This is a genomic window from Ruegeria sp. YTSC004 (genome assembly GCF_059609805.1).
In genome coordinates, this window is sequence record NZ_JBXWMJ010000005.1 from 17,163 (window position 1) to 40,160 (window position 22,998).

General features: G+C 58.4%; 23 protein-coding genes. 16 read left to right on the top strand and 7 right to left on the bottom strand.

Annotated features, from left to right (window positions below):
• Positions 1-1,278: an aspartate aminotransferase family protein gene (locus tag AC2FFP_RS10505; RefSeq protein WP_496767716.1), complete on the top strand. Its 1,278-nt coding sequence runs from the start codon at positions 1-3 to the stop codon at positions 1,276-1,278.
• 228 nt (positions 1,279-1,506) lie between these two features.
• On the opposite strand, the gene hemC is transcribed toward AC2FFP_RS10505, so the two are convergent.
• A complete protein-coding gene (gene hemC / locus AC2FFP_RS10510; protein ID WP_496881018.1) occupies positions 1,507-2,466 on the bottom strand; it encodes a hydroxymethylbilane synthase in 960 nt (319 codons plus the stop codon).
• Between the two features lie 107 nt (positions 2,467-2,573).
• Between hemC and hemE the strand changes: the two genes are divergently transcribed.
• A complete protein-coding gene (hemE, locus tag AC2FFP_RS10515) occupies positions 2,574-3,617 on the top strand; it encodes a uroporphyrinogen decarboxylase (protein ID WP_496881019.1) in 1,044 nt (347 codons plus the stop codon).
• Positions 3,618-3,664: 47 nt separating this feature from the next.
• Here the strand turns inward: hemE and AC2FFP_RS10520 are convergent, their stop codons facing one another.
• Entirely contained in the window at positions 3,665-4,774 is a 1,110-nt protein-coding gene (locus tag AC2FFP_RS10520; protein WP_496779040.1) for a CaiB/BaiF CoA transferase family protein, read from the bottom strand.
• 339 nt (positions 4,775-5,113) lie between these two features.
• Here AC2FFP_RS10520 and AC2FFP_RS10525 point away from each other — a divergent pair, with 339 nt between their 5' ends.
• The 6 genes from AC2FFP_RS10525 to uvrC all read left to right on the top strand — a co-directional run bounded on the left by AC2FFP_RS10525 (position 5,114) and on the right by uvrC (position 11,800).
• A complete protein-coding gene (locus AC2FFP_RS10525) occupies positions 5,114-6,043 on the top strand; it encodes an ABC transporter ATP-binding protein (RefSeq protein ID WP_058273632.1) in 930 nt (309 codons plus the stop codon).
• Positions 6,040-6,801 carry an ABC transporter permease gene (locus AC2FFP_RS10530; RefSeq protein ID WP_496727270.1) on the top strand — a complete coding sequence of 254 codons (762 nt, stop codon included), beginning with the start codon at positions 6,040-6,042 and terminating at the stop codon, positions 6,799-6,801. The genes AC2FFP_RS10525 and AC2FFP_RS10530 overlap by 4 nt, the downstream gene beginning before the upstream one ends.
• Before the next feature lie 104 nt (positions 6,802-6,905).
• Positions 6,906-7,703, top strand: coding sequence for a S49 family peptidase (locus AC2FFP_RS10535; protein WP_496779037.1), 798 nt, complete (start codon positions 6,906-6,908; stop codon positions 7,701-7,703).
• Positions 7,704-7,871: 168 nt separating this feature from the next.
• Positions 7,872-8,834 (top strand): calcium/sodium antiporter, encoded by a 963-nt coding sequence (locus tag AC2FFP_RS10540; protein WP_496779035.1) that lies wholly within the window; start codon positions 7,872-7,874, stop codon positions 8,832-8,834.
• Positions 8,835-8,855: 21 nt separating this feature from the next.
• Positions 8,856-9,635, top strand: coding sequence for an SDR family oxidoreductase (locus AC2FFP_RS10545; RefSeq protein WP_496779033.1), 780 nt, complete (start codon positions 8,856-8,858; stop codon positions 9,633-9,635).
• 290 nt (positions 9,636-9,925) lie between these two features.
• Positions 9,926-11,800: an excinuclease ABC subunit UvrC gene (gene uvrC / locus AC2FFP_RS10550; RefSeq protein WP_496844509.1), complete on the top strand. Its 1,875-nt coding sequence runs from the start codon at positions 9,926-9,928 to the stop codon at positions 11,798-11,800.
• Here uvrC and AC2FFP_RS10555 read toward each other — a convergent pair.
• Positions 11,797-12,681: a DMT family transporter gene (locus tag AC2FFP_RS10555; RefSeq protein WP_496844511.1), complete on the bottom strand. Its 885-nt coding sequence runs from the start codon at positions 12,679-12,681 to the stop codon at positions 11,797-11,799. The two genes, uvrC and AC2FFP_RS10555, sit on opposite strands and share 4 nt — an antisense overlap.
• A gap of 178 nt (positions 12,682-12,859) precedes the next feature.
• Between AC2FFP_RS10555 and pgsA the strand changes: the two genes are divergently transcribed.
• Genes pgsA through AC2FFP_RS10570 form a run of 3 tightly spaced genes read left to right on the top strand, consistent with a single transcriptional unit; the run spans position 12,860 to position 14,225 of the window.
• Positions 12,860-13,528 (top strand): CDP-diacylglycerol--glycerol-3-phosphate 3-phosphatidyltransferase, encoded by a 669-nt coding sequence (gene pgsA / locus AC2FFP_RS10560; RefSeq protein ID WP_282121368.1) that lies wholly within the window; start codon positions 12,860-12,862, stop codon positions 13,526-13,528.
• Positions 13,529-13,531: 3 nt separating this feature from the next.
• Positions 13,532-13,777, top strand: a complete 246-nt coding sequence (gene moaD, locus AC2FFP_RS10565) for a molybdopterin converting factor subunit 1 (protein WP_496727279.1) — start codon at positions 13,532-13,534, stop codon at positions 13,775-13,777.
• Positions 13,778-13,781: 4 nt separating this feature from the next.
• On the top strand, positions 13,782-14,225 hold the full coding sequence (locus AC2FFP_RS10570) for a molybdenum cofactor biosynthesis protein MoaE (RefSeq protein ID WP_282121369.1): 444 nt from the start codon (positions 13,782-13,784) through the stop codon (positions 14,223-14,225).
• Between the two features lie 49 nt (positions 14,226-14,274).
• On the opposite strand, the gene AC2FFP_RS10575 is transcribed toward AC2FFP_RS10570, so the two are convergent.
• From AC2FFP_RS10575 to ubiA, 4 genes are all read right to left on the bottom strand, one after another.
• Positions 14,275-14,805, bottom strand: coding sequence for a hypothetical protein (locus tag AC2FFP_RS10575; RefSeq protein ID WP_058278867.1), 531 nt, complete (start codon positions 14,803-14,805; stop codon positions 14,275-14,277).
• A 173-nt stretch (positions 14,806-14,978) separates the two neighbouring features.
• On the bottom strand, positions 14,979-15,299 hold the full coding sequence (locus AC2FFP_RS10580; RefSeq protein ID WP_058278866.1) for a hypothetical protein: 321 nt from the start codon (positions 15,297-15,299) through the stop codon (positions 14,979-14,981).
• A gap of 1 nt (position 15,300) precedes the next feature.
• Positions 15,301-17,235 carry an OmpA family protein gene (locus tag AC2FFP_RS10585; protein ID WP_496767693.1) on the bottom strand — a complete coding sequence of 645 codons (1,935 nt, stop codon included), beginning with the start codon at positions 17,233-17,235 and terminating at the stop codon, positions 15,301-15,303.
• A gap of 65 nt (positions 17,236-17,300) precedes the next feature.
• Positions 17,301-18,263: a 4-hydroxybenzoate octaprenyltransferase gene (gene ubiA, locus AC2FFP_RS10590; RefSeq protein WP_496844512.1), complete on the bottom strand. Its 963-nt coding sequence runs from the start codon at positions 18,261-18,263 to the stop codon at positions 17,301-17,303.
• A 12-nt stretch (positions 18,264-18,275) separates the two neighbouring features.
• Here ubiA and AC2FFP_RS10595 point away from each other — a divergent pair, with 12 nt between their 5' ends.
• The 5 genes from AC2FFP_RS10595 to AC2FFP_RS10615 all read left to right on the top strand — a co-directional run bounded on the left by AC2FFP_RS10595 (position 18,276) and on the right by AC2FFP_RS10615 (position 22,991).
• Positions 18,276-19,001 carry a 16S rRNA (uracil(1498)-N(3))-methyltransferase gene (locus tag AC2FFP_RS10595; RefSeq protein WP_496844513.1) on the top strand — a complete coding sequence of 242 codons (726 nt, stop codon included), beginning with the start codon at positions 18,276-18,278 and terminating at the stop codon, positions 18,999-19,001.
• Positions 18,998-19,846, top strand: coding sequence for a GNAT family N-acetyltransferase (locus AC2FFP_RS10600; protein ID WP_496844514.1), 849 nt, complete (start codon positions 18,998-19,000; stop codon positions 19,844-19,846). The genes AC2FFP_RS10595 and AC2FFP_RS10600 overlap by 4 nt, the downstream gene beginning before the upstream one ends.
• Complete coding sequence (locus tag AC2FFP_RS10605; RefSeq protein WP_496727287.1) at positions 19,843-20,370, top strand: hypothetical protein; 528 nt, start codon at positions 19,843-19,845, stop codon at positions 20,368-20,370. The genes AC2FFP_RS10600 and AC2FFP_RS10605 overlap by 4 nt, the downstream gene beginning before the upstream one ends.
• Positions 20,371-20,434: 64 nt before the next feature.
• On the top strand, positions 20,435-21,805 hold the full coding sequence (locus AC2FFP_RS10610) for a glutamate--cysteine ligase (RefSeq protein WP_058273615.1): 1,371 nt from the start codon (positions 20,435-20,437) through the stop codon (positions 21,803-21,805).
• A 64-nt stretch (positions 21,806-21,869) separates the two neighbouring features.
• Positions 21,870-22,991 (top strand): Hint domain-containing protein, encoded by a 1,122-nt coding sequence (locus tag AC2FFP_RS10615; RefSeq protein WP_496881020.1) that lies wholly within the window; start codon positions 21,870-21,872, stop codon positions 22,989-22,991.
• The last annotated feature ends 7 nt before the right edge of the window (positions 22,992-22,998 follow it).

The window sequence follows — 22,998 nt, forward strand, 5'->3', positions numbered from 1 at the left end:
ATGCTGAAAATCAACACCCAAACCGAATGGATCGCCCGCGCGAATGAGGTACTGCCCGCCGGTGGGTTTGGTAATTTCGACCCCGGTATCGTCATCGCGCGCGGCGAAGGCAGCCGGGTCTGGGATGAGGATGGCAATGAATATGTGGACTACCTAATCGGTTCGGGTCCGATGTTGCTGGGCCATGGTCATCCCGAGGTCATGGAAGCCGTGTTGGAACAACTGCCTAAGGGCATGACCTTCTTTGCCAACAACGCGCGGGGTATCGAACTGGCCGAAGCGATTGTTGACGCGGTGCCGTGTTGCGAGCAGGTCCGCTTTGTCGCTGCGGGTGGTGAGGCGGATATGTACGCCATCCGTCTGGCCCGTGCCTATACTGGCCGCAGCAAGATCCTGAAGTTCGAAGGCGGCTATCATGGGATGAGCGCCGAGGCACAGATGAGCCTGGCCCCCAGCCGCCACGTCAACTTCCCCCAAGCTGTCCCGGACAGCGCGGGCATTCCCGACAGTGTGGCCGAACAGATGCTGATCGCGCCCTTCAATGATCTTGATGCGGTGGCCAATCTACTGGCCGAGCATGATGACGTTGCCGCGATCATGGTTGAGCCGTTGCAACGAATTGTCCCTCCGGCACCCGGATACCTTCAGGGATTGCGCGATCTCTGCGATAAACACAATGTCCTGTTGATTTTCGATGAAATCGTCACCGGATTCCGTTTGGCCTATGGCGGTGCGCAAGAGAAATATGGCGTGACGCCCGATATCTGCACCTTGGGCAAAATCATCGGCGGCGGCTTCCCGTTGGCGGCGCTGGGCGCAAGCGCCGAGATCATGCAGCATTTCGACAAAGCGAAAGTGGGCGAGGAAGGCTGGCTGATGCAGTTGGGGACCTTGTCCGGCAATCCGGTCGCTTCGGCTGCCGGTTTGAAGACCATGGAGGTTTTGCGGCGCGATGGCATGTATGACCGTCTGCGTGAAATCGGTGCCGAGCTTCAGCAGATGCAGATGGATGCGCTGACCGGGGCCGGCATCCCGCATCAGATCTGCGGGGACGAAACCCTGTTCGACATCTATTTCACCGATACGGACTGTCGTGACTACCGCAGCGCCAAACATGACGACCCCCGCCGTAACGCCATCTACAACGATTCGCTGCGCGCACATGGGATTTTCAAAGCCCCCGGCAAACTCTATCCGTCTTTGGCCGTGACCCAAGCAGACCTGGATCAGACGCGGATGGCCGTCGAGAAAGCGGTTCAGGCGATCAGCGCAGCCTGAGGTCCAAAAGGCCATAAAATTAAGCGGGCCGCTGTCATTTCTGACAGCGGCCCTAACTGGTTGGATTTCAGGGTCTGGTCTCGCCCCCTCGAATACCACTTAAAACAAAACGGACTAAAAAAACTTTCGACTTTTTCGAGACCGACCCGACTTCACAACCGGTATGAATACTTTATGCGCCATCGACGGTGCTGTTTCAGTGAAGTAGTTCACTTTCCATAAACTTTTTTATTTTTTCCAATCAAAAAAGCCTGGGCCTGCCTGTTTCAGCAAGGATTCTGCCATGGCGCGACCTATTTCAGGGCCATCTGCGACCGACCCTGAGGTGTCCTCGGATATGGATTCGGATCCGTCGGGGCGCAAAACCTCACCGCGCAGGCGTAGTTGATAACCTTTTATTTCTGCCAAACCCGCGATCGGCGTTTCGCAAGAGCCGTCCAAAGCGGCCAGCAATGTGCGTTCCGCTGCCAAGCGCTGCGCGGTCTCAGCATGGTGGATGGCCTCGAGCATTTCAGCCGCACGGGAATCGTCGATACGGCGCTCGATGCCGATCGTGCCCTGGGCAATGGCGGGCAGCATGTCTTCGGCGGCGATGGCGGTTGCGGGAACCTCCTCCATATTCAGACGCCGGATGCCCGCCATGGCAAGAAACGTGCAATCGGCTACACCATCTGCCAGCTTCTTGAGGCGCGTTTGAACATTGCCCCGGAACTCGACCACATTCAGGTCCGGGCGACGGTTCAACAATTGTGCCCGCCGCCGCAGCGATGAGGTGCCCACAACTGCACCCTGCGCGAGGTCACGAATCGAGCTCAGGCTGGGTGAGATAAAGGCGTCTCGCACATCTTCGCGCGGCAGAAACGTGTCCAGGACCAGACCTTTTGGCTGTTCAACCGGCATGTCCTTGGTGGAATGCACCGCGATGTCGATATCTCCGCGCAGCATCGCCTCTTCGATTTCCTTGGTGAACAGGCCCTTGTTGCCAATCTCTTTCAGTGGGCGGTCCGCATCAATCATGGCGCGGTTGTCACCAGTGGTCTTGATTACCACAATCTCGAACGCGTCTTCGGGCAGATCAAAGGCTTTGCCCAGCCGTTGCCGGGTTTCATAGGCTTGTGCCAGCGCCAGCGGTGAGCCACGAGTGCCGATCTTGAGCGGTGATGCGGGGGTTGGCAGGGTCAAAGTCATGGGCACAGCTTTAGTCGCGTCACTTTGCCCTGACAATGGGGGCAGAGCTTGACAAATTGCCACTGAGGCACGACCCGTTGCGACAAACCTGACGATTGGGGACAAAGATGGCCGAGACAAAGAAACTGCTGCGGGCGCTGGCGGGTGAGGTGCAGGACGTGCCGCCGATCTGGATGATGCGGCAGGCCGGGCGGTATCTGCCCGAATATCGCGCGACTCGGGCACAGGCCGGGGATTTTCTGTCTTTGTGCTATAACCCCGAACTGGCCGCCGAGGTGACATTGCAACCGATCCGCCGCTACAGGTTCGACGCAGCGATCCTGTTTGCGGATATCCTGCTGGTGCCACAAGCGCTGGGTGCGGACCTGTGGTTTGTCACTGGCGAGGGACCAAGGCTGTCGACGATCACCCGGCAATCTGATTTCGACGCGCTAAAGCCTGTGTCGGATATCCATGAGACGCTGTCGCCCGTATATGAAACCGTACGCATCCTGTCCCGCGAATTGCCCTCCCAGACAACGCTGATTGGTTTTGCAGGCGCGCCGTGGACTGTGGCGACCTACATGATTGCCGGGCGGGGTACACCGGACCAAGGACCGGCCCACGCGTTGCGTGAAGAGAACACGGCCTTGTTCGAGGCGTTGCTGGACCGGATCACACTGGCAACGATCGAGTATCTCTCGGCCCAGATCGAGGCCGGAGCGGAGGTGGTCAAGATCTTTGACAGCTGGGCGGGGTCGTTGAAGGGCACCGAGTTTCAGAAATACGCGGTCGAGCCTTGCCGCGTGATTACACAGGCCATCAAAGCGCGCCATCCCGGTATCCCGGTGATCGGCTTCCCGCGCGAAGCAGGTGATGGTTACAAAGGTTTTGCCAAGACCACCGGCGTGGATTGCGTCGCGCTGGACAACTCTGTGTCGCCGGATTGGGCGGTCGAGCATGTGCAGGTGGATGGCTGCGTTCAGGGCAATCTGGCCTCGTCACACATGGTGACCGGCGGACAGGCGCTGGTGGATGAGACGCGTCAGATCGTCGAGGCGTTCTCGAAAGGACCGCATATCTTTAATCTGGGCCACGGGATCACACCCGATGCCGATCCCGATAATGTTCAGCTGATGATCGACACGGTGCGGTCGTGGCGGGACGCGTAGAGGGGCCAGCCCCACTTGGATTTTGGCCAACTCACCCAGGGAGATTTTTAGCCAGGTGAGGGGTCAGGAGGCGCGTCGATAGACAGCTGATCCAGAATGTCCTGCCTGTGTTCGCCTCGGCGGGGGCTGGGTTTGGGCTGCCATGTCTCGGTCGAAAAGCGGGGTGCGGCCGCGGCCTGCAATGCGCCGTCATGGTCGATCCAGGTTTGGCGCGCGGCGTTCATGGGATGGGCTTGCGCCTCGACCGGGTCGAGTACGGGCGCGACGCAGGCGTCGGATCCCTGGAACATATCGGCCCAGTGGGCGCGGGGTTTGCTGGCAAAAATTTCTGAGAGTCGCTGTGTGAGTTTGGGCCAAAGTGCCGGAACATATTGGTTTTTGAATTCGGGATCGCCTGAGAGCCCCAGTTTTTGCAGGAATTCGGCGTAGAACTTGGGTTCAAGACACTGGACGGTCATGAACCCCCCGTCCAGACACGCGTAGGTGCGGCTCCAATGCGGGCCGTCCAACAGGCTGTGACCACGCGTCTCAGACAGATTTCCGGATTGGCGCATGCTCATCAACAGGTTCATCATGTGGGCTGAGCCGTCATAGATGGCCGCATCAACCACGGTGCCCTGTCCGGTCCGCTGCGCGTTGAGAATCCCGGCTAGAATTCCGGTGACAAGATACATGGCACCGCCGCCAATATCCCCGACCAGAGTCGCAGGGGTCTGCGGGGGCTGGCCCGCGGCCGAGGCGTACCACAATGCCCCGGACAGAGAGATATAGTTCAGATCGTGCCCGGCAGTTGCGGAGAGCGGGCTGTCCTGACCCCATCCGGTCATGCGACCATAGACCAGTTTGGGGTTGGTTTCCTGAAAAGCGTCGGGGCCAAGCCCCAGCTTTTCCATCACACCTGGGCGAAACCCTTCGATCAGCGCGTCGGCCGAGGCCATCAGGCGTCTTGCGATGTCCAGATCGGCTGTATCCTTCAAATTCAGATCAATCGAGCGTTTGCCGCGATCCAGGACGGATTGCTCGGGCATACCAGGTCCGGCAGGCTGGCCCTTGCGGTGGATCGTGATGACGTCCGCCCCCAGATCGGCCAGTAACATGGCTGCAAAAGGACCTGGCCCCAAACCTTCAACTTCAATGATCCGTATTCCGCTGAGCATGGGCCTTCTCCTTTTGGCGCAAGTTTTCGGGGATGCCCAGGGATTGCAAGACCAGATTCAACTGACTGTGATAGTGCGCCTGCATCCGCCGCAGCGTTTGATGTTGGCCGCAATTGAACCGCACGGTGCCCGCAGCCTATCGGCAAGGACAACATTATGCGCGTTTGCCTGATGCGTGTTTGCTAATTGAGCATGTACACAAGCGGACTACCGAATGGCGGCGGTGCCGCAGACCTGACACAGCCGCGCGCCCACAAAAAAGCGCAGAACAATGTGCGGAATTGACCTGTTCTGTGCCGGGCCGTCGGGGTAGTGTCCCCGCCAGAACAGGGAATGTGCATGACAACTATTCTGTCCATCAGGGATTTGCGTAAGTCCTATGCCGACGGATTCGAGGCGCTCAAAGGGGTGTCCTTGGATATCGAGCAGGGCGAAATTCTGGCGTTGCTGGGCCCGAATGGGGCTGGCAAGACGACCCTAATTTCCACCGTGTGCGGCATAACCACTCCGACTTCTGGCACCGTTACTGTAGGTGGGCATGACATCCAGACCGAATTTCGTGCAGCGCGGCGGATGATCGGGCTGGTGCCGCAGGAAATCGCGCTTGAGCCGTTTGAGAAAGTTTGGAACACGGTCCGGTTCTCTCGCGGCCTGTTCGGATATGGCAGCGACAACGCCCGGATCGAAGAGATCCTGCGCAAGCTGTCTTTGTGGGACAAGCGTAAAAACGCGATCAAGGAACTGTCCGGCGGCATGAAGCGCCGCGTGCTGATTGCCAAGGCCCTGGCACATGAGCCGCGCGTGCTGTTCCTGGATGAGCCGACCGCCGGCGTAGATGTCGAACTGCGCAAGGATATGTGGGAGATCGTGGCCGAGCTGAAAAAGGCCGGGGTAACCATCATCCTGACGACACATTACATCGAAGAGGCCGAAGCCATCGCCGACAGGGTAGGTGTGATCGACAAGGGTGAGCTGCGGCTGGTCCAGGACAAGAACACCCTGATGGCCCAGATGGGCAAGAAACAGATCGAGGTTATGCTGGCCGATCCTATCCAGGCCATTCCCGACAGTCTGGCTGTGCATAACCTGACGTTGAACGGCAATGGCGACGCGCTGGTCTATACCTATGACACCCACGCGGACCGCACTGGGATCACCACTTTGCTGAACGACGTGGCGCAGGCGGGGCTTGTTCTGCGCGACGTGCAGACCCGGCAGTCGAGCCTGGAAGAGATTTTCGTGAACCTGGTATCCGGAGAACCCGCATGAACTGGTCTGCCATCGCAGCAATCTACCGGTTCGAAATGGCCCGATTCTTCCGCACTCTGGCACAGAGCTTTCTGTCGCCGGTCCTGTCGACCTCATTGTATTTTGTGGTCTTCGGCACTGCGATCGGCAGCCGCATCCAAGAGGTCGAGGGTGTATCTTATGGCGCGTTCATCGTGCCAGGGCTTATCATGTTGTCCGTTGTGATGCTGGCAATCTCGAACGCGTCTTTCGGGATCTACTTCCCGAAATTCCTTGGTACGATATACGAACTGTTGTCGGCGCCAGTGAATTTTATTGAGATCGTAATAGGTTACGTCGGGGCCGCCGCCACCAAGTCGTTGTTTGTCGGGCTGGTAATCTTGGTGACAGCCACATTCTTCGTGGACATACGCATCGAACATCCCTTTGCGATGGCAGCGTTCCTGATCCTGTCCTGCCTCAGTTTTTCGCTGTTGGGCTTTATCGTAGGGATATGGGCCAGCAACTTTGAACAAATATCTTTGGTGCCACAGCTGGTTATCACGCCACTGATCTTTCTGGGCGGAACGTTCTATTCGATCTCGATGCTGCCGCCTGTTTGGCAGACGATCACCCTGTTCAATCCGGTTGTTTACCTGATTTCCGGGTTCCGCTGGTCGTTTTACGGGTTGGCCGATGTCCCGATCGGATTCAGCCTGCTGGCGATTCTGGTGTTCACGGGGACTTGTCTGGCTGTGATCGGCTGGATATTCAAAACCGGTTGGCGTATTCGCAGCTAGGGCGTTGCATTTTTGCCCGCCACGTGTGTGAATTTGGTTCACGTCACGTCTAAGGCTCGAACGGTCCCTTGTTTAGGGCTCAGCCGCACTCTACATCGGCACCCATGAAGCTCAGCCTGCCATTTGTCAAAAAGCAGCCCCTCGTGGCCGTGGTTCGCCTATCCGGCGCTATCGGAATGGCGGGGCGTGGATCGTTGAACGATACCGCGCTGGCCCCCGTTCTGGAAAAGGCGTTTCGCAAAGGTAAACCTGCGGCCGTGGCGCTTGAGATCAACTCGCCCGGTGGATCGCCGGTGCAAAGCTCTCTGATCGGGTCGCGAATCCGGCGGCTGTCGGAAGAGCTTGAGATCCCCGTTATTGCCTTCGTCGAAGACGTTGCAGCGTCTGGCGGCTACTGGCTGGCCGCTGCCGCCGACGAAATTTGGGCCGATGACAGCTCGGTCCTGGGGTCGATCGGTGTGATTTCGGCCGGGTTTGGCGCGCATGTCCTTCTGGCGCGGCAAGGCATCGAGCGGCGCGTACATACGGCGGGCAAATCAAAGTCAATGCTCGACCCGTTTTCGCCGGAAAAAGAAGAAGATGTCGCGCGACTTCAGGGCTTGCTGGGTGATATCCACGCGAACTTCATCGACCATGTCAAAGCCCGCCGCGGTGACAAGCTGGATCAAAGTGCGGATCTGTTCACGGGCGAGGTCTGGCTTGCCAGGCGTGCGCAAGAACTGGGCCTGATTGACGGCGTTGCACACCTGAGGCCAAAAATGCAGGAGCGGTTCGGCGACAAGGTGAAGTTCCGCCGCTATGGTCTGCGCAAACCGTTCTGGTCGCGGTTCGGGACCACACTTGCCCAGGACGCCATAACCGGAATTGAGGAGCGGGCGGCCTACGCGCGCTTTGGTTTGTGACGTGATCGTCAAGGTTGTCACCCTTTTCCTGATTGCCATGGGTGTCCTGGCGATGTTCGGCAAGTTGCGCTTTCCGGGGCAGAAGAAGTTGCAGTCTGCAAGATGTCCGCGCTGTGGACGGTTCAGTATCGGTAAGGGGCCTTGCTCCTGCGAAAAAGGAGGCCGTACATGACGGCATGGCTGTTATCCGGCCTCGGCTTGCTGATCTTGCTTCTCGCAGGTGATGCTCTGGTCCGCGGTGCAGTGAACCTGAGCCTGCGCCTGGGTGTACCAGCCCTGATCGTCAGCCTGACCATTGTGGCCTTTGGCACCTCTGCCCCCGAGCTGTTGATCGCGATCAGCGCGATCAAGGAAAACGCGCCGGGGATTGCGCTGGGTAACGTGGTCGGGTCGAATACGGCGAACATCTTGCTGGTTCTGGGTCTGCCAGCCTTGCTTGCCACGCTTCACACCAGTGAATGCAACACCAGAAGAAACTATGTGTTCATGTTACTGGCCACGGTGCTGTTCATCGGTCTGGCATTCTGCGGTGTATTCAATTTGGCTAGCGGCGCAATTTTGCTAGCTGCTTTGGGTTTGGTCCTGTTCAACGCATTCCGCGATGCGCGCGCGCATCGCAGAGCCTGCGGTGAAGCCTGTGGGGAAGAGGATGAGTTGGAAGGTCTGGAAGAGGCCGATCCGGACATGCCCTATTGGAAGCTATCGATCTATCTGGTCCTGGGCCTGATCGGCCTGCCGATGGGTGCACATCTTCTGGTCGACAACGCCACGATCATTGCCCGCACATATGGCGTCAGCGAAACGATTATCGGACTAACGCTGATCGCAGTTGGGACATCCTTGCCGGAACTGGCCACGACCGTCATGGCGGCCTTGCGCAGACAGGCGGATGTCGCCTTGGGCAACGTGATCGGGTCGAACATGTTCAACCTTTTGGCCATCGTCGGTATCGCCACTTTGTTTGGACGTATCCCTGTGGACCCGGAATTCCTGCGTTTCGATCTGTGGGTCATGCTGGGCGCATCGCTTCTGTTGATCCCGTTCGTGTTCTTGAAACAAGATATCACACGCGGCTGGGGTCTGGTGTTGACGCTGCTGTATGCCGTCTACATCGTCTCGCTGTTGGCGTGACCTGAAGATAGGGGGAAATCCATGGCCCGAGCATTAGTGACCGGTGCAGGTATTCGTCTTGGTCGGGCAATGGCCCTGTATCTGGCAAAGCGGGGATATGACGTCGCCGTGCACTATGCGACGTCTGAACAACCTGCCGCCGAGACCGTAGCCGAGGTGCAGGCGCTTGGGCGCAAGGCGGTCGCCTTGCACGCCGATCTGCTGGATGAGGCGCAGGTCCTGACCTTGCTGCCCCGTGCGGCAGAGGCGTTGGGTGGACCAATCACCTGTCTGGTGAACAACGCATCGATTTTTGAATACGACGGCCTTCAAACCGCCACGCGGCAAAGCTGGGACCGGCATCTCGACAGCAACCTGCGCGCGCCATTCGTTCTGACGCAGGCCATGGCTGCGCAGGGGCTGAAGCCGGGCACGGACGAGGCGGGCGAACCTGTTGCCACCGGCCTGATCGTCAACATGGTCGATATGCGGGTGCGCAAGCTCACGCCAGAGTTCATGACCTATACGATTGCCAAAATGGGTCTGTGGGCCTTGACCCGAACCTCGGCGCAGGCGCTCACGCCAGCGATCCGCGTCAATGCGATCGGGCCAGGACCAACGATGCAGGGCCACCGGCAAAGCGAAGAACACTTTCAGGCGCAGCGCGCAAACACGGTTCTGGAACGCGGGTCGAACCCGTCAGATATCACTGCCGCCTTGGGCTATTTCCTAGATGCGCACGCGGTCACGGGGCAGCTTTTATGCGTCGACGGCGGGCAGCATCTGGGGTGGAAAACGCCGGACGTTCTGGGCCTTGAATAAGTAAAACTGCTGTAAGTTTTGCACCGCTCTCATTTCTGTTACCTACTCGTTACAAAAATGTCTTTTTTTTCATACACTTGCCTTGTGAATGAAAATATTTACAATAAAAACAATAGGTTAAGTATTTGCTTATTTTTTGTGCAAATCAAGGATTCCTTAATGAAACAAGGGAAATTTGCCAAGCTCAGAAACTTATCTTCACACTTATCCACAGAAACCGTGGATTTGTTTTCTCTTGATCTGAAGGCCACAAGATTGCAGCCATGGTCAGAGAATCATATCTCAGGCAAATGACGACAGACAGCGACCCGACCCAAGACACTCAAATGACCGGCTATGCGTGCATTCAGCGGTATCTGAAAACGCTGGACAGTTCCCCCGGTGTGTATCGCATGTTGGATGCGGACAGCCGGGTTCTGTACGTGGGCAAAGCGCGTAATCTCAAGGCGCGTGTGTCGAACTATGCGCGGCCGGGGCATTCGGGGCGGATTGAGCGGATGATCGCGGCGACAGCCTCGATGATGTTCCTGACCACAAGGACTGAGACCGAGGCGCTGTTGCTGGAACAGAACCTGATCAAGCAGCTCAAGCCCAAGTACAACGTGCTGCTGCGCGACGACAAAAGCTTTCCCAATATTCTGGTCGCCAAGGACCATGCCTTTCCGCAGATCAAAAAGCACCGTGGCGCGAAGAAAGAGAAGGGGACCTATTTCGGCCCCTTCGCCAGTGCAGGCGCGGTCAATCGGACGTTGAACCAGCTGCAAAAGGCGTTTCTGTTGCGCAATTGCTCGGATTCCATGTTTGACGGCCGCACGCGGCCCTGTCTGCTTTATCAGATCAAGCGGTGCTCGGGGCCATGCGTTGGTCTGATCTCGGATGACGAATACGGCGAAAGTGTCAAAGATGCCGAGCGGTTCCTGTCGGGGCGGTCGACCAAAGTGCAAGAGGAGCTGGCCGAACAGATGATGGCCGCGTCCGAGGCGATGGAGTTCGAACGTGCCGCCGGGCTGCGAGATCGCATTCGGGCGCTGACGCAGGTGCAGACTTCGCAGGGAATCAATCCGCGCGGTGTGGCTGAGGCGGATGTGATTGGCCTTTATTTGGACAGCGGGCAGGCTTGTGTTCAGGTGTTCTTTATCCGCGCCAATCAAAACTGGGGAAACAAGGATTTCTATCCTCGTGTCGGTGCGGATGTGTCCGCGGCTGAGGTGATGGAGGCTTTCCTTGGCCAGTTCTACGACAACAAGGAACCGCCGCGGCAACTGATCCTTTCGGATGCCGTCGAAAACGCTGACCTGATGCAAGAAGCACTAAGCGAGAAGGCGGGACGCAAGGTCGAAATTTTGGTGCCTCAACGGGGTGAGAAACAGGAACTGATTGCAGGGGCCTTGCGCAACGCGCGGGAATCCTTGGCCCGTCGGATGTCGGAAAGCGCCACGCAGGCCAAGCTGTTGCGTGGCGTGGCCGAAGCGTTTGATCTGGACAGCCCGCCGAACCGGATCGAGGTTTACGATAACTCTCATATCCAAGGCACCAACGCTGTTGGTGGGATGATCGTGGCAGGCCCAGAAGGGTTCATGAAAAATGCCTATCGAAAGTTCAACATTCGGGGCGACGACCTGACCCCTGGTGACGATTTCGGGATGATGAAAGAGGTTCTGACCCGCCGCTTTACCCGCTTGCAAAAAGAGGATCCGGATCGTGACAAGGGATTGTGGCCCGACCTGTTGCTAATCGACGGCGGCGCGGGGCAGGTGAGTGCTGTGCGCGAAATCATGGTCGAGCATGGGGTCGAAGATATCCCTATGGTCGGTGTTGCAAAGGGGGTTGATCGTGATCACGGTAAAGAAGAGTTCCACCGTACCGGTCAGCGCCCTTTTGCATTAAAACGCAACGACCCGGTGCTATATTTTATTCAGCGCCTGCGGGATGAGGCGCACCGGTTTGCAATCGGCACTCACCGTGCCAAACGGGCCAAAGCGGTCGGCGCGACGCCGTTGGACGAAATCCCCGGAGTTGGTGCCGCGCGTAAGCGTGCATTGCTGGCGCATTTTGGCAGTGCCAAGGCGGTCAGCCGGGCCAATCTGGCGGATTTGAAAGCGGTCGAGGGGATCTCAGCCGGGTTGGCGCAAAAGGTCTACGACTTCTTCCACGACAAAGGCTAGGCCTTGCGCCCGCGCCACAATATGTACAGGCCCGAGGCGACGATCAGCGAACTGCCGATCCACATCGTCTGGTCGAGATCCTCGCCAAAGAAGACCACACCCAGGGCGACACCAAACAGCAGGCGGGAATAGCGGAAGGGCGTGACGGCGGATACTTCTCCCGTCCGCATGGCTTTCATCAAGGAACCGTATGCGATTGCGCCAAGGCCTACGGCTCCGGCGACATGCAGGCACGTGTGGAAGGGCACAGGCGCGATGGGGGCCTGTTCCCAAAAGCTGTAGGCAAACCCGGCGACAATCACGCTGACAAAGCCGTAGAACCCTAAAACTTCGGTTCCAAGGCTGGCGGGTGCGACCCGGCTGGCCAGATCGCGACCTGCAAATCCCAACATCCCCAGCACGGCCAGCAGGGACAGGATGGTGAAACTGTCACCAGTTGGTTGGATGATGATCACAACGCCGATCAGGCCAACGAGAATGGCGCTCCACCGCCGCCAACCAACGGTCTCTCCGAATAGCAGCGCGGCACAGGCGACGACCACAAGCGGGGTGGCCTGCAGGATAACGGTTGCAGATGACAAGGGCGTCAGTGTGATAGCCAGGACGTAGAACAGCCGTCCGAGAATTTCGAACACCGCGCGGATTTTCATCGCGGGTGACAGAACATCCGGTTGCAACAGCCGCGTGCCACGTGCCATCGCGACACAGGCAAAGATCACCGCGCCACCCAATCCGAACAGGACAAGAATTTGCCAGACGGGCAAGGCAACCGCCGCCGCTTTCAGCAGCGCGTCTTCCAGTGCGAAACATGCCATCGCGCCGATCATCCATGCGCTACCGATCAGGTTCGCGCGCGCGTCGGTCTCAATATTTGGGGTCATCGGTTCGTCTTTGCCATTGGGCCTAATGGGCGGCACTCTGACGACAATCCGACCCGGGGCCAAGGCCAATAACCGCAGCCGCGCCGGACTGCGGCGCTTTGACCAAGCCTCTGTGATCGGTACAGTTTTTTTCCGCCCCGTCTTTCCTGTCCCCGGTCAGCGATGTAGGGTCTGCTTCATGAAGTGGAACCTGCCGAATATCCTGACCGTCCTGCGCCTACTGGCCGCGCCCGGTCTGGCCGTAATGTTTCTGTATTTCACCAGACCCTATGCAGACTGGTTTGCGCTGATCCTGTTTCTGACGGCAGCCATTACCGACTGGTTCGACGGATATCTGGCGCGTGCGTGGAAACAGGAAACCAAGATCGGCGCCATGTTGGACCCGATTGCGGACAAGGCGATGGTGGTGATCGCGCTGATGATCCTTGTGGGTTACTCCGCTGAGCACTGGACGCCCTGGTTGGTATTACCTGCCACAGTAATCCTGTTCCGCGAAGTTTTTGTCTCAGGCCTGCGGGAGTATCTGGGCGATACAGCTGGAACGCTGAAGGTCACAAAGCTGGCGAAATGGAAAACGACCGCGCAGATGGTGGCGATTGCCATTCTGTTTTCGCAGGGGATTTTCGAACACTATTTTGTGATGGCTACATTTGGCATGGATGCCGCGACTATGGATCAGGTTCTGACAGGTCAATTGGAAGACCTGAATCATATGCGCTGGCACCTCGAGGCGATGTTCTGGTCCGGTCGCATTGGGCTGTGGCTGTTGTGGATCGCGGCGGCCCTGACATTGATCACCGGCTATGACTACCTACGTAAAGCCATGCCCCATCTGAAGGAGAGCTAAGGGATGGACGTGCTGTATTTTGCATGGGTACGCGAACGGATCGGCCTGCCGAAAGAACGGATCGAGACCAAGGCCGCGACCGTATCCGATCTGGTCGCCGAGCTGAGCGCGCGTGAAGACCGCTATGCTGCCGCATTTGCGGACCTGTCCGCACTGCGCGTGGCACTGGATCAGGAGCTGTCCGATTTTGACGCATCGCTTGCTGGTGTGCGCGAAGTGGCTTTTTTCCCGCCAATGACCGGCGGCTAAAACCATGCGCATCGCGGTTCAGGAAGAAGAATTTGATCTTGGGGCCGAAGCCAATACCTTCGCTGCCGGAGACGATGCCAACGGCGCCATCGTGACCTTTACCGGCGTGGTGCGCGATCTGGCATCCGGTGATCTGGATGTGATGGAGATCGAGCATTACCCCGGTATGACCGAACGCGCGCTAACCAAAATAGCCGAAGAGGCACAGCAGCGCTGGTCGTTGGGCGATGTTCTGGTGATCCACCGCCACGGGCGCCTTGCCCCCGGGGACCGAATCATGATGGTGGCTACTGCCGCGCGGCACCGCAAGGATGCGTTTGAGGCGGCAGAATACCTGATGGATTACCTAAAATCCCGCGCGCCATTCTGGAAAAAAGAAATCACCACATCCGGCGCGGAATGGGTCGCAGCCAAGGATGAGGATGAAGATGCGCTGACGCGGTGGTAGGTTCTGTGCCCGGCACCGGATTATCTGGTGCCGGGTCTATCATAGCGAGTTAGGTGCTTTGTTCGGTGTTACATTGCCGTGCCGCTTCGATGGCTTTTTTAGTACCATCCAGACTGACGGTGAATGCGAACTCTTTCTTCGGAAACACGGTCATTTCGTATTTGTTCATGACGTCATCCACAAACTGGGCGTTGTTCGCAAGGATGTATCCGCCTGTATATCCGTCGGCGAGATGCTTAGTCTTCTTGTGCGCCTCAGCTTCGTAGACGTTGCCGTCGAGTGACAGGAAGATCTTTTCCTTCTTACCCTTCAGGCCAATGTCGTTCTTCGTGAACACACCAAGATAGCCCATCTCGTGGTCCTTGGTCAGACCCATCTGAACGACGTTCTGGTTTTCGTCCATACGCTCGATCAGGCAGGACCCGCGGGAGTCATCCACAAAGATAGTCCAACCGGATTCTTCGCCCCAGTTGGTGAAGGTATCGTTCTCTGACGGTATGACGTCACTTGAAGCCCAAGCGGCTACAGCAGAGAAGATGCTTAGAGTCGCAGCGGTTGTTAATGATGATTTGAAATTCATAGTACACTCCAATTTTCTGGATAGTGAACAGTGATGTGCATGTGTAAAAAATGCACCAATTCCTAATATTGAATTTGTTGTAAGAATTGAAGGCGATTGCCTCGGATCGGCTGATTTGTGCCGAAGGTGCAGTCGGCCCCAACCGGGGTCAGCTATTAAGCCCGGGGCTGGGATCAATCCGCGTTGTTGATACGCCCGCGTAGTTCTTCCGCCTCTTGCCGGGCGGCGCGCAGGCCGTCCATGGCGGCGGCCAATTCGGCCTCGGTCTGGGTCAGCTGGTTGGTCAGTTCGGCCTCGCGCTGCTGCAGATAGGTGATGGCCTGGTCGCGGGTTTCTTCTGCCTCATGCAGCTCCTGGCTCATGCGGTCCAGATCGGCGACGTCGCTTTGGCGGACGCGCGACAGGCGATGGGCCAGCCAGTTGGCGAACCATCCCATGCTAAAGGCGGCAAACAATATGACGGCGGTCGCGATAATGAATTCGATTCTGTTCAATTTACTGGTCCCCTGCGCCCGAGTCGGTTTCCGCATCCGTTTCCGCGGCTTCGGCCTCTGGCTCTGCGTCTTGTGACGTCTCTGTTTCGTCTTCCATCGCTTCCAACGCGGTTTGAGATTCAGCGGTGGATTCGGGCCGGATCAGGCGGAATTCGATGCGTCTGTTTTCTTCGCGCCCGGTTTCGGTGTCATTGTCGGCGATTGGCTGGGTTTCACCATAGCCCAAGGCAGTAAAGCTGGCTGTGGGCACGCGCCGCGCGCGCAGCTCATTTAAGATGGATTGTGCACGCGACTGGCTGAGCTGCTGGTTCATCTCTTCGCGGCCCTGGCTGTCAGTGTGGCCCTGAATCTCCAGCCGGATGGGTCCGCATTCCCGCAGGATGTCGGCGATCTGATTGACCGTATCGCGCGATTCGGCGGCGACCGTGGCAGAACCTGGTTCAAAGGCGATTTTGGAACCCGCCTGAACCTCGGCGATGCGCTCTTCGCAAACATCCGGGTCGGGCAGCTTGTCTGCGGGCTCGGGTGGCTTTTGATAGGTGATCGACAGGCTGAAATCTTGCGCCTCGCCCAGTTTTTCCGACAAAAGCCCCGAAACATATGCCCGGGTTTTGGGATCGTGGCTGATGCCGTTCAGAACCACTTCGTCCGGTGTCACGGTCAGCGCGCCATTGTGCAGTTGCGACAACGCCTCAAGCCCGCTGAGAACGCGAATGGGCCAATCAGCGGGCAGGTCAGGGGCGATGCGGGTGGCCGTATGAACGTGCTCGGAACCAAACGCGGCACGGGCATAGCTGTCGACCATGTCGCGAAGGGTTTCATCCCCCAGCCGGCCGCGCATTTGCACCAGACCTTCGGGGCTGCGTGTCGCTGAGAATTCGGGCGGGCCGGATTGGTTTTCCGTTTCGGGTTCTGGCAGAACCGCGTGCAGGGCAAAGACCTCAGGCAGTGCGTTTTCCAGTTCGCCGATCACCTGGTCGAACACCGCGGTACTTGTACCTTCAGCCGCGACCAGAGTGATGTCGGCGTCCGATAAAGTAACCGTACCCTGACCGATGTCTGACAAGGCCCGAATGCTGAGCACAGCGGCATCAGGCCAACGTGGAGACGGTTCGCCCAGACCGATGGTGCAGGAGTACGGGCCATCCAGACCTGCATCCTGGGCGGCCGCGACGATCCGATCCCGCGCCTTTTCATCCTGGGCTGAGCAGGCGTCGAAACGCCCGCCGTTTTCGTCGATCAGATAACGCAAAGTAAAGGGCGTAATGACCGGGCGAGGTGCCGAGATGGACAGGCCTATGCGTAGGCTCGGCGGTGCCGCGCGGGTTAGTTCTTGTTCGAGCCGCTCCTTTTCCTGCTGACTGTCGGCAATTGCGGTCACCTTCACAAGCCCGGGGCTGGCCGAGATTTTGGCCCGAGGCAACCGGGTCAGCGCCTCGACCGAATAAGTAATCGCTTCGTCCCAGCCTTTCGGCTTTGGATAATCGGCGGTTTCCAACAAATCTGAGACCGGTCCGTCATTCAGTCTGCGCAATCTCTCTGTCAGCGCGTCGCGATCTTCGCTGGCCGGGATCAGGCCAATAACCGATATTCCGCTGTCATTGCGAAGAATCTCGGCTGAAAAGCGTGGCGAGGCCAGCTGCGTCGTGGGCGCGACTTCCATTTCGTCAATGACGCGCGAGGTGTCGACCTCGGTCCCTGCCGCTGTCAGAGCGTTGAATCGTGTGGCCTCATCCGAAGCCGTACCGGTCAGAACGACCCGCAGCCCGTCCGATTGGACCTCGGCCCAGTCGTGACCCTTCAGGTCCAGCGCACGTCGCACGGCGAACTCAGAGGCCTCTTCGACTTTTGTCACGGCAAAACTTGCCGCCAACAGAGACAACCCTGCGGACACAAGGAAGACAAAGGCAACGACGAAGACATAAGGCAGGCGCATGTGCGGACTATCGACTCCTCGGGTGAGTGTTCGGAACTCTTACAGAGGGCTAGGCCAAGGTGCAATCAGAGCAGCAAGGCGACGCAGAGGAAGATCAGCGGAATAAGGCCGGTGTCGCGGTTGGCCCGGAACAATTGCAGCAGTTTGGCGTTGTCCTCAATATCAAGTCCACGCAGTTGCCAGGCCATGTGCCACCCCATCGCCCACGGCCCGGCAAGGGCCACCACCAAAGCGATGATTGATGCCTGAGTCGTTGCCGCGTCGATTATTGCCAGCCCCATCAGCGCCACGGTGGCGATCAAGAAATATTTCAACCATCGCGCAGTGTCGGTTCCAAACAGCCGGGCTGTGGACTTGATCCCAATCAGCTCGTCATCTTCGGCGTCCTGATGGGCATAGATCGTATCGTAGAACAGCGTCCACACGATTCCGGCCAGATACAGGGTGATCGCGGGTATACCCACGGTTCCCGTGTGGGCAGCCCAGGCTAGCAGGATGCCCCAGTTGAAGGCCAGCCCCAGAAACACCTGCGGCCACCAGGTGAATCGCTTGGCAAAGGGGTAGATCGTCACCGGCAACAGCGACAGTACGCCCATCGCAATTGCGGCCTGGTTGAAGGTCAACAGAATCATCAGCGCCAGCAGGCATTGCAGTCCCATCCAGGTAACGGCCTGGCGCACACTGACCTGACCGGACGGGATTGGGCGGGACCGTGTGCGTTCGACCTGACCATCGAATTCGCGGTCGGTGATGTCGTTCCATGTACAGCCAGCACCGCGCATCAGAAATGCGCCGAACGCGCAGCCGATGGCGATCCACAGATCCTCCCACCGCGGGGTGCCGTCGCTGAGGATGGCCAGTGCCAATCCCCACCAGCAGGGAATCAACAGCAACCACGTGCCGATGGGCCTGTCCGCCCGGCTGAGGCGCAGGTAAGGGCGGGTGAACGCGGGCGCATATGTATCGACCCAGTTGCCGCTGACAGCGTCGGCAACCTGACCGTCTGGTGTTGGGGCATTGCCTTGCATATGTAAGGTCTCATGAGTGCAAAGATCAGACTGTATGTAGAGCACCCTCTGGGTCAGGGGCAATCGGTTCCTTTGACGCGCGAGCAGGCCCATTACCTGTTTGGCGTCATGCGTCTGTCCGTTGGCGGACAGGTCGCGCTGTTCAATGGGCAGGACGGAGAGTGGCTGGCCGAGGTAATAGAGGCAGGCAAGCGGGGCGGCGTCTTGTCATGCGTTGAGCAATCCAAACCGCTGCAACTGCCTCCAGACCTGTGGTTCCTGTTCGCGCCGATCAAAAAGGCGCGCACTGACTTTATCGTTGAAAAGGCAGCGGAAATGGGTGTGGCGCGGATCATGCCGGTGCAGACGGAATTTACCAATTCGGAACGCATTCGTCAGGACCGCTTGCAGGCGCACGCCGTTGAGGCGACCGAGCAATGCGGTGGAACATTTGTGCCCGAGGTGGCTGATCTGCAGCGATTGGATCGCGTTTTGGAAAGCTGGCCCGAGGGGCGGCAACTGATGTTCTGCGATGAGGCCGAGGTAGGCTCGGCCCTGCGGTTGGCTGGCAATGAAACGGACCAACCCTGGGCTATTCTCATCGGCCCCGAAGGTGGCTTTTCCGAGCGTGAACGCGCGAGGCTGGCCGCGTTGCCTTATTCACATGTGGTCAGCCTTGGCCCGCGCATCCTGCGCGCCGATACGGCTGCCGTAGCGGCGCTGACCATGTGGCAGCAGGCGCTGGGAGACTGGGTGTGAACTGGCAAGAAGCGCAAGGCGCAGACGTTCCAAAGATCGACAGGTTCCTGTTTGAACATATCCAGACGTCCATGTTCCTTCTGGCGAACCTGCGGGACTTCGGCTTGCGCGGCTCAGACCCGCGCGCCTTGAACTTGTGGACATTGGGTGATGATCCGAGGGCGATATTTGGAATCACAAATGAAGGTATGGTCCTGCCGCAATGCCCCGAATGCTCGGATGACGAATTGGCCCAGGCGATTCGCCTGATCCGGGGGCGCAGGTTGTTCGGTCTGGCGGCTGAGGCCACTCAAGCACGTCGGATCATGCAGCTTGCGGGATGGGAAGACCGCCCTGCAACCCTAAACAGTGACGAGCCGGGGTTCTCGCTGGAGCTGAATCAACTTGTCATGCCGGACGCCACCAGCGCGAAACTGGTGCCGCTGGATGAACTGGACCGATCCATAACAGTGGGATGGCGGCAAGACTATCTGATCGAAGCAATGGGCTTTGACCCCGAACGCGCGCAACCTCAGGCACAAAAAGATATCGCTGCCTATATCGAACGCGATTCCCATCGGGCCTTGCTGATTGATGGTCGGCCAGTAGGAATGACCGGGTTCAACTCGCGTTTGCCAGAGGTTGTCCAGATTGGCGGTGTTTATACGCCGCCCGATCTTCGGGGGCATGGATACGCGCGACTAGCAGTGGCGCTACATCTACGCGAGGCGCACAGCAACGGCGCAACCCGCGCTGTTCTGTTTGCCGCTAGCGATGCCGCCGCGCGTGCCTATATAGCAATAGGGTTCCGGCCAGCAGGCCATTATTCCCTGATTTTGTTCAAAAACCCTGAGGACACGGCATGAGTTTCATCCGACCCGAAGCCAAACTGGCCCTGTGGCGCTGGCGCGAAGTGCTGGTGGCAGGGGTCGTCTTGTTGGTCGGCCTCAGCTGGATCGGCGGACCCGGTGGATTGCTGGGTTGGCTGGGCTGGGTACTGATCGCGGTCTCGGTGGCGCTGGCCGTTATTGGCATTCAACGCGCCCGGTTCCGTACCGGTGCAGGTGGCCCCGGTCTGGTGACAATCGATGAAGGTCAGATCACTTATCTGGGACCGCTGACAGGCGGCATCGTTGCGACACGTGAAATCGAGCGCCTTGTGCTGGACCCGACATCGTCCCCGGCACATTGGATTTTGGATCAGCAGGGGCAGCCGACGCTTCACATTCCTGTGAATGCGGAAGGTGCCGAAGCGCTGTTTGATGTGTTCTCGGCCCTTCCGGGTTTGAAAACCGAACAAATGCTGTTGGAACTGAACGGTGGCGCGACGCATCCTGTGGTTATTTGGGAACGCACGCCTCTGCGTCCGGCCCATTTGAGGCTGCATTGACACTGGCGCGGTTTAAGACCACGACTGACCAAACGACAGACACATCAGGATCGGAGCACGGTTCATGTCCATTCCCCAGTCCGGCGGCGGACCGATCGAACGCCATGAGCAACTGGCCGAATATCTGGAATCGGGCTGCAAGCCCAAACAGGATTGGCGCATCGGAACCGAACATGAGAAGTTCGGTTATTGCAAAGACACGCTGAAACCGCTGCCCTTTGAGGGTGAGCGTTCCATTCTTGCCGTCCTGCAGGGTTTGCGTGATTTGCATGGCTGGGCCCCGGTGGAAGAGGCCGGCAAGCTGATCGGGCTGGAAAAAGACGGCGCCAATGTATCGCTGGAACCCGGCGGGCAGTTGGAATTGTCAGGCGCGCCGCTTGAGACCATTCATGAAACCTGTGACGAGGTGAACGCGCATCTGCGCGATGTGAAGGATATCGCGGACAAGATCGGTGTCGGTTTCATCGGCCTTGGGGCCGCCCCGATCTGGACCCACGAGGAAATGCCGCTGATGCCCAAGGGGCGTTACCGGCTGATGAATGACTACATGGAAAAAGTCGGCACCATGGGCCGGTCGATGATGCGCCGGACGTGTACGGTTCAGGTCAATATCGACTTTGGATCCGAGGCCGACATGGTGCAGAAACTGCGCGTCGCGCTGGCGTTGCAGCCTGTGGCAACGGCACTGTTTGCCAATTCCCCGTTCTTTGAGGGTAAGCCAAACGGCCAAAAAAGCTGGCGCAGCTATATCTGGCGTCATCTGGATGATGCGCGCACCGGTATGCTGCCCTTTGTGTTCGAAGACGGGTTCGGGTTCGAGGCTTGGGTCGAGTACGCCTTGGATGTGCCGATGTATTTCGTCTATCGCGACGGCAAGTATATCGACGCGCTGGGTCAGTCCTTCCGTGACTTTCTGCAAGGCAAACTGCCTGCATTGCCGGGCGAAACGCCAACGTTGTCTGACTGGGCGGATCACCTGACCACAGCATTCCCCGAGGCGCGGATCAAGAAGTTCATGGAGATGCGCGGGGCCGATGGTGGTCCCTGGCGGCGCCTGTGTGCCTTGCCCGCATTCTGGGTCGGTTTGACCTATGATCAAGGCGCGCTGGATGCGGCCTGGGATCTGGTCAAAGGCTGGGATGCCGAGACGCGCGAAGAGCTTCGGGTTGCCGCCGCCCGGGACGGCCTGCAGGCGCAGGTCGGCGACATCAACATGCACGATCTGGCTGGCGAGGTGGTTTCGATCGCCCAAGCCGGCTTGAAATCCCGCGCCTTTCCCGGTGCAGGTGGGTTGGTACCGGATGAAACGCATTTCCTGAATGCGCTCAAGGACAGTATCGAAACTGGCAAGGTTCCGGCGGACGAGTTGCTGGATCACTATAACGGCGACTGGAACGGCGATCTGACCCGGATTTATCCCGATTTCAGCTACTGACCGTCTTTTAGGTCTGTTGCCTTTAGGAGAGTATTTGCCAATTAACGTGATGTGACCTTGCCATGTGGCGGGGTCAACCGACTATGCTTGGCAAGATATCCCCGAGCGTGATGACGTCATGGCCCGTATCAGCGAACTGCATTATTCCAATGCCTATGCCGCCCAAAGCGGCGTTTCCGAGTTCCTAGAGGTTGCGCTGAGATCCGATGAGGATCCGGCCAATTTCACTGTGTCCTTCTATCAGGCGAATGGTCAGGTCGGGATTGAGATTCCGCTGACCCACCCATCGGTTCAGGTTTCCATCGACCCTGACAACAATGAACAGGTCTTTGTAATTTCGGCAGATTTCTTTCCGATCCTGCTGACAGACCCCAATGGCGGGGGTCCGAACAACTATGAAGCCTATGCGCTGACCAATACATCGACGGGCGAGGTCATTGATTTCTACGATATCGGTGGCGGAACCACGGATATCGTCGCTCAAAACGGGTTGGCCGCCGGGGAAACTTCGGAAAATCTGCCGGTTCTCGTTGGGCCGAACCAAACCACTACGACCCTGCAATTCAATCAGCCCAACCCGGACACACTGGTGCATGCGCCGCTCTCGCCCGGTGATTCAGGCGCGCCGTGTTTCGCGGCCGGCACGTTGGTCGACACGCCAGATGGCCCGCGCAGTGTTGAAACTCTGGGGCCGGGTGACCTGGTGCTGACACAGGATGATGGTGCTTGCATCATTCGCTGGGCCGGTGGCCGCACTGTTTCAGGACGGGGTCGTTTTGCACCCGTTCGTATCCGTTCCGGCGCGTTGGGGGCGGAAAGGGACATTTACGTCTCGCCGCAACACCGCCTGCTGGTCTCAGGTTGGCAGGCGCAGCTGCTGTTCGGAGAAGATGAGGTTCTTGTCGCGGCCAAATCAATGGTCAATGACACGACCATCACATCCGCGCCTTGCGACCTTGTCCACTATGTCCACCTGTTCTTTGACCGGCATCAACTGGTGTCGACCTCTGGCCTGATCTCGGAAAGCTTCTTTCCCGGGGCGCAGGGCCTGTCGAGTCTTGATCGCGAAGCCGCAGACGAGCTGTTCGCCCTGTTCCCCGAGCTTTTGGATCAGCCGCAAACTTATGGCCCGACTGTTCGCCCGGTCCGGTGCGGCCCACAAGTGGCAATACTGCGGGCGATCTGATCCGCCC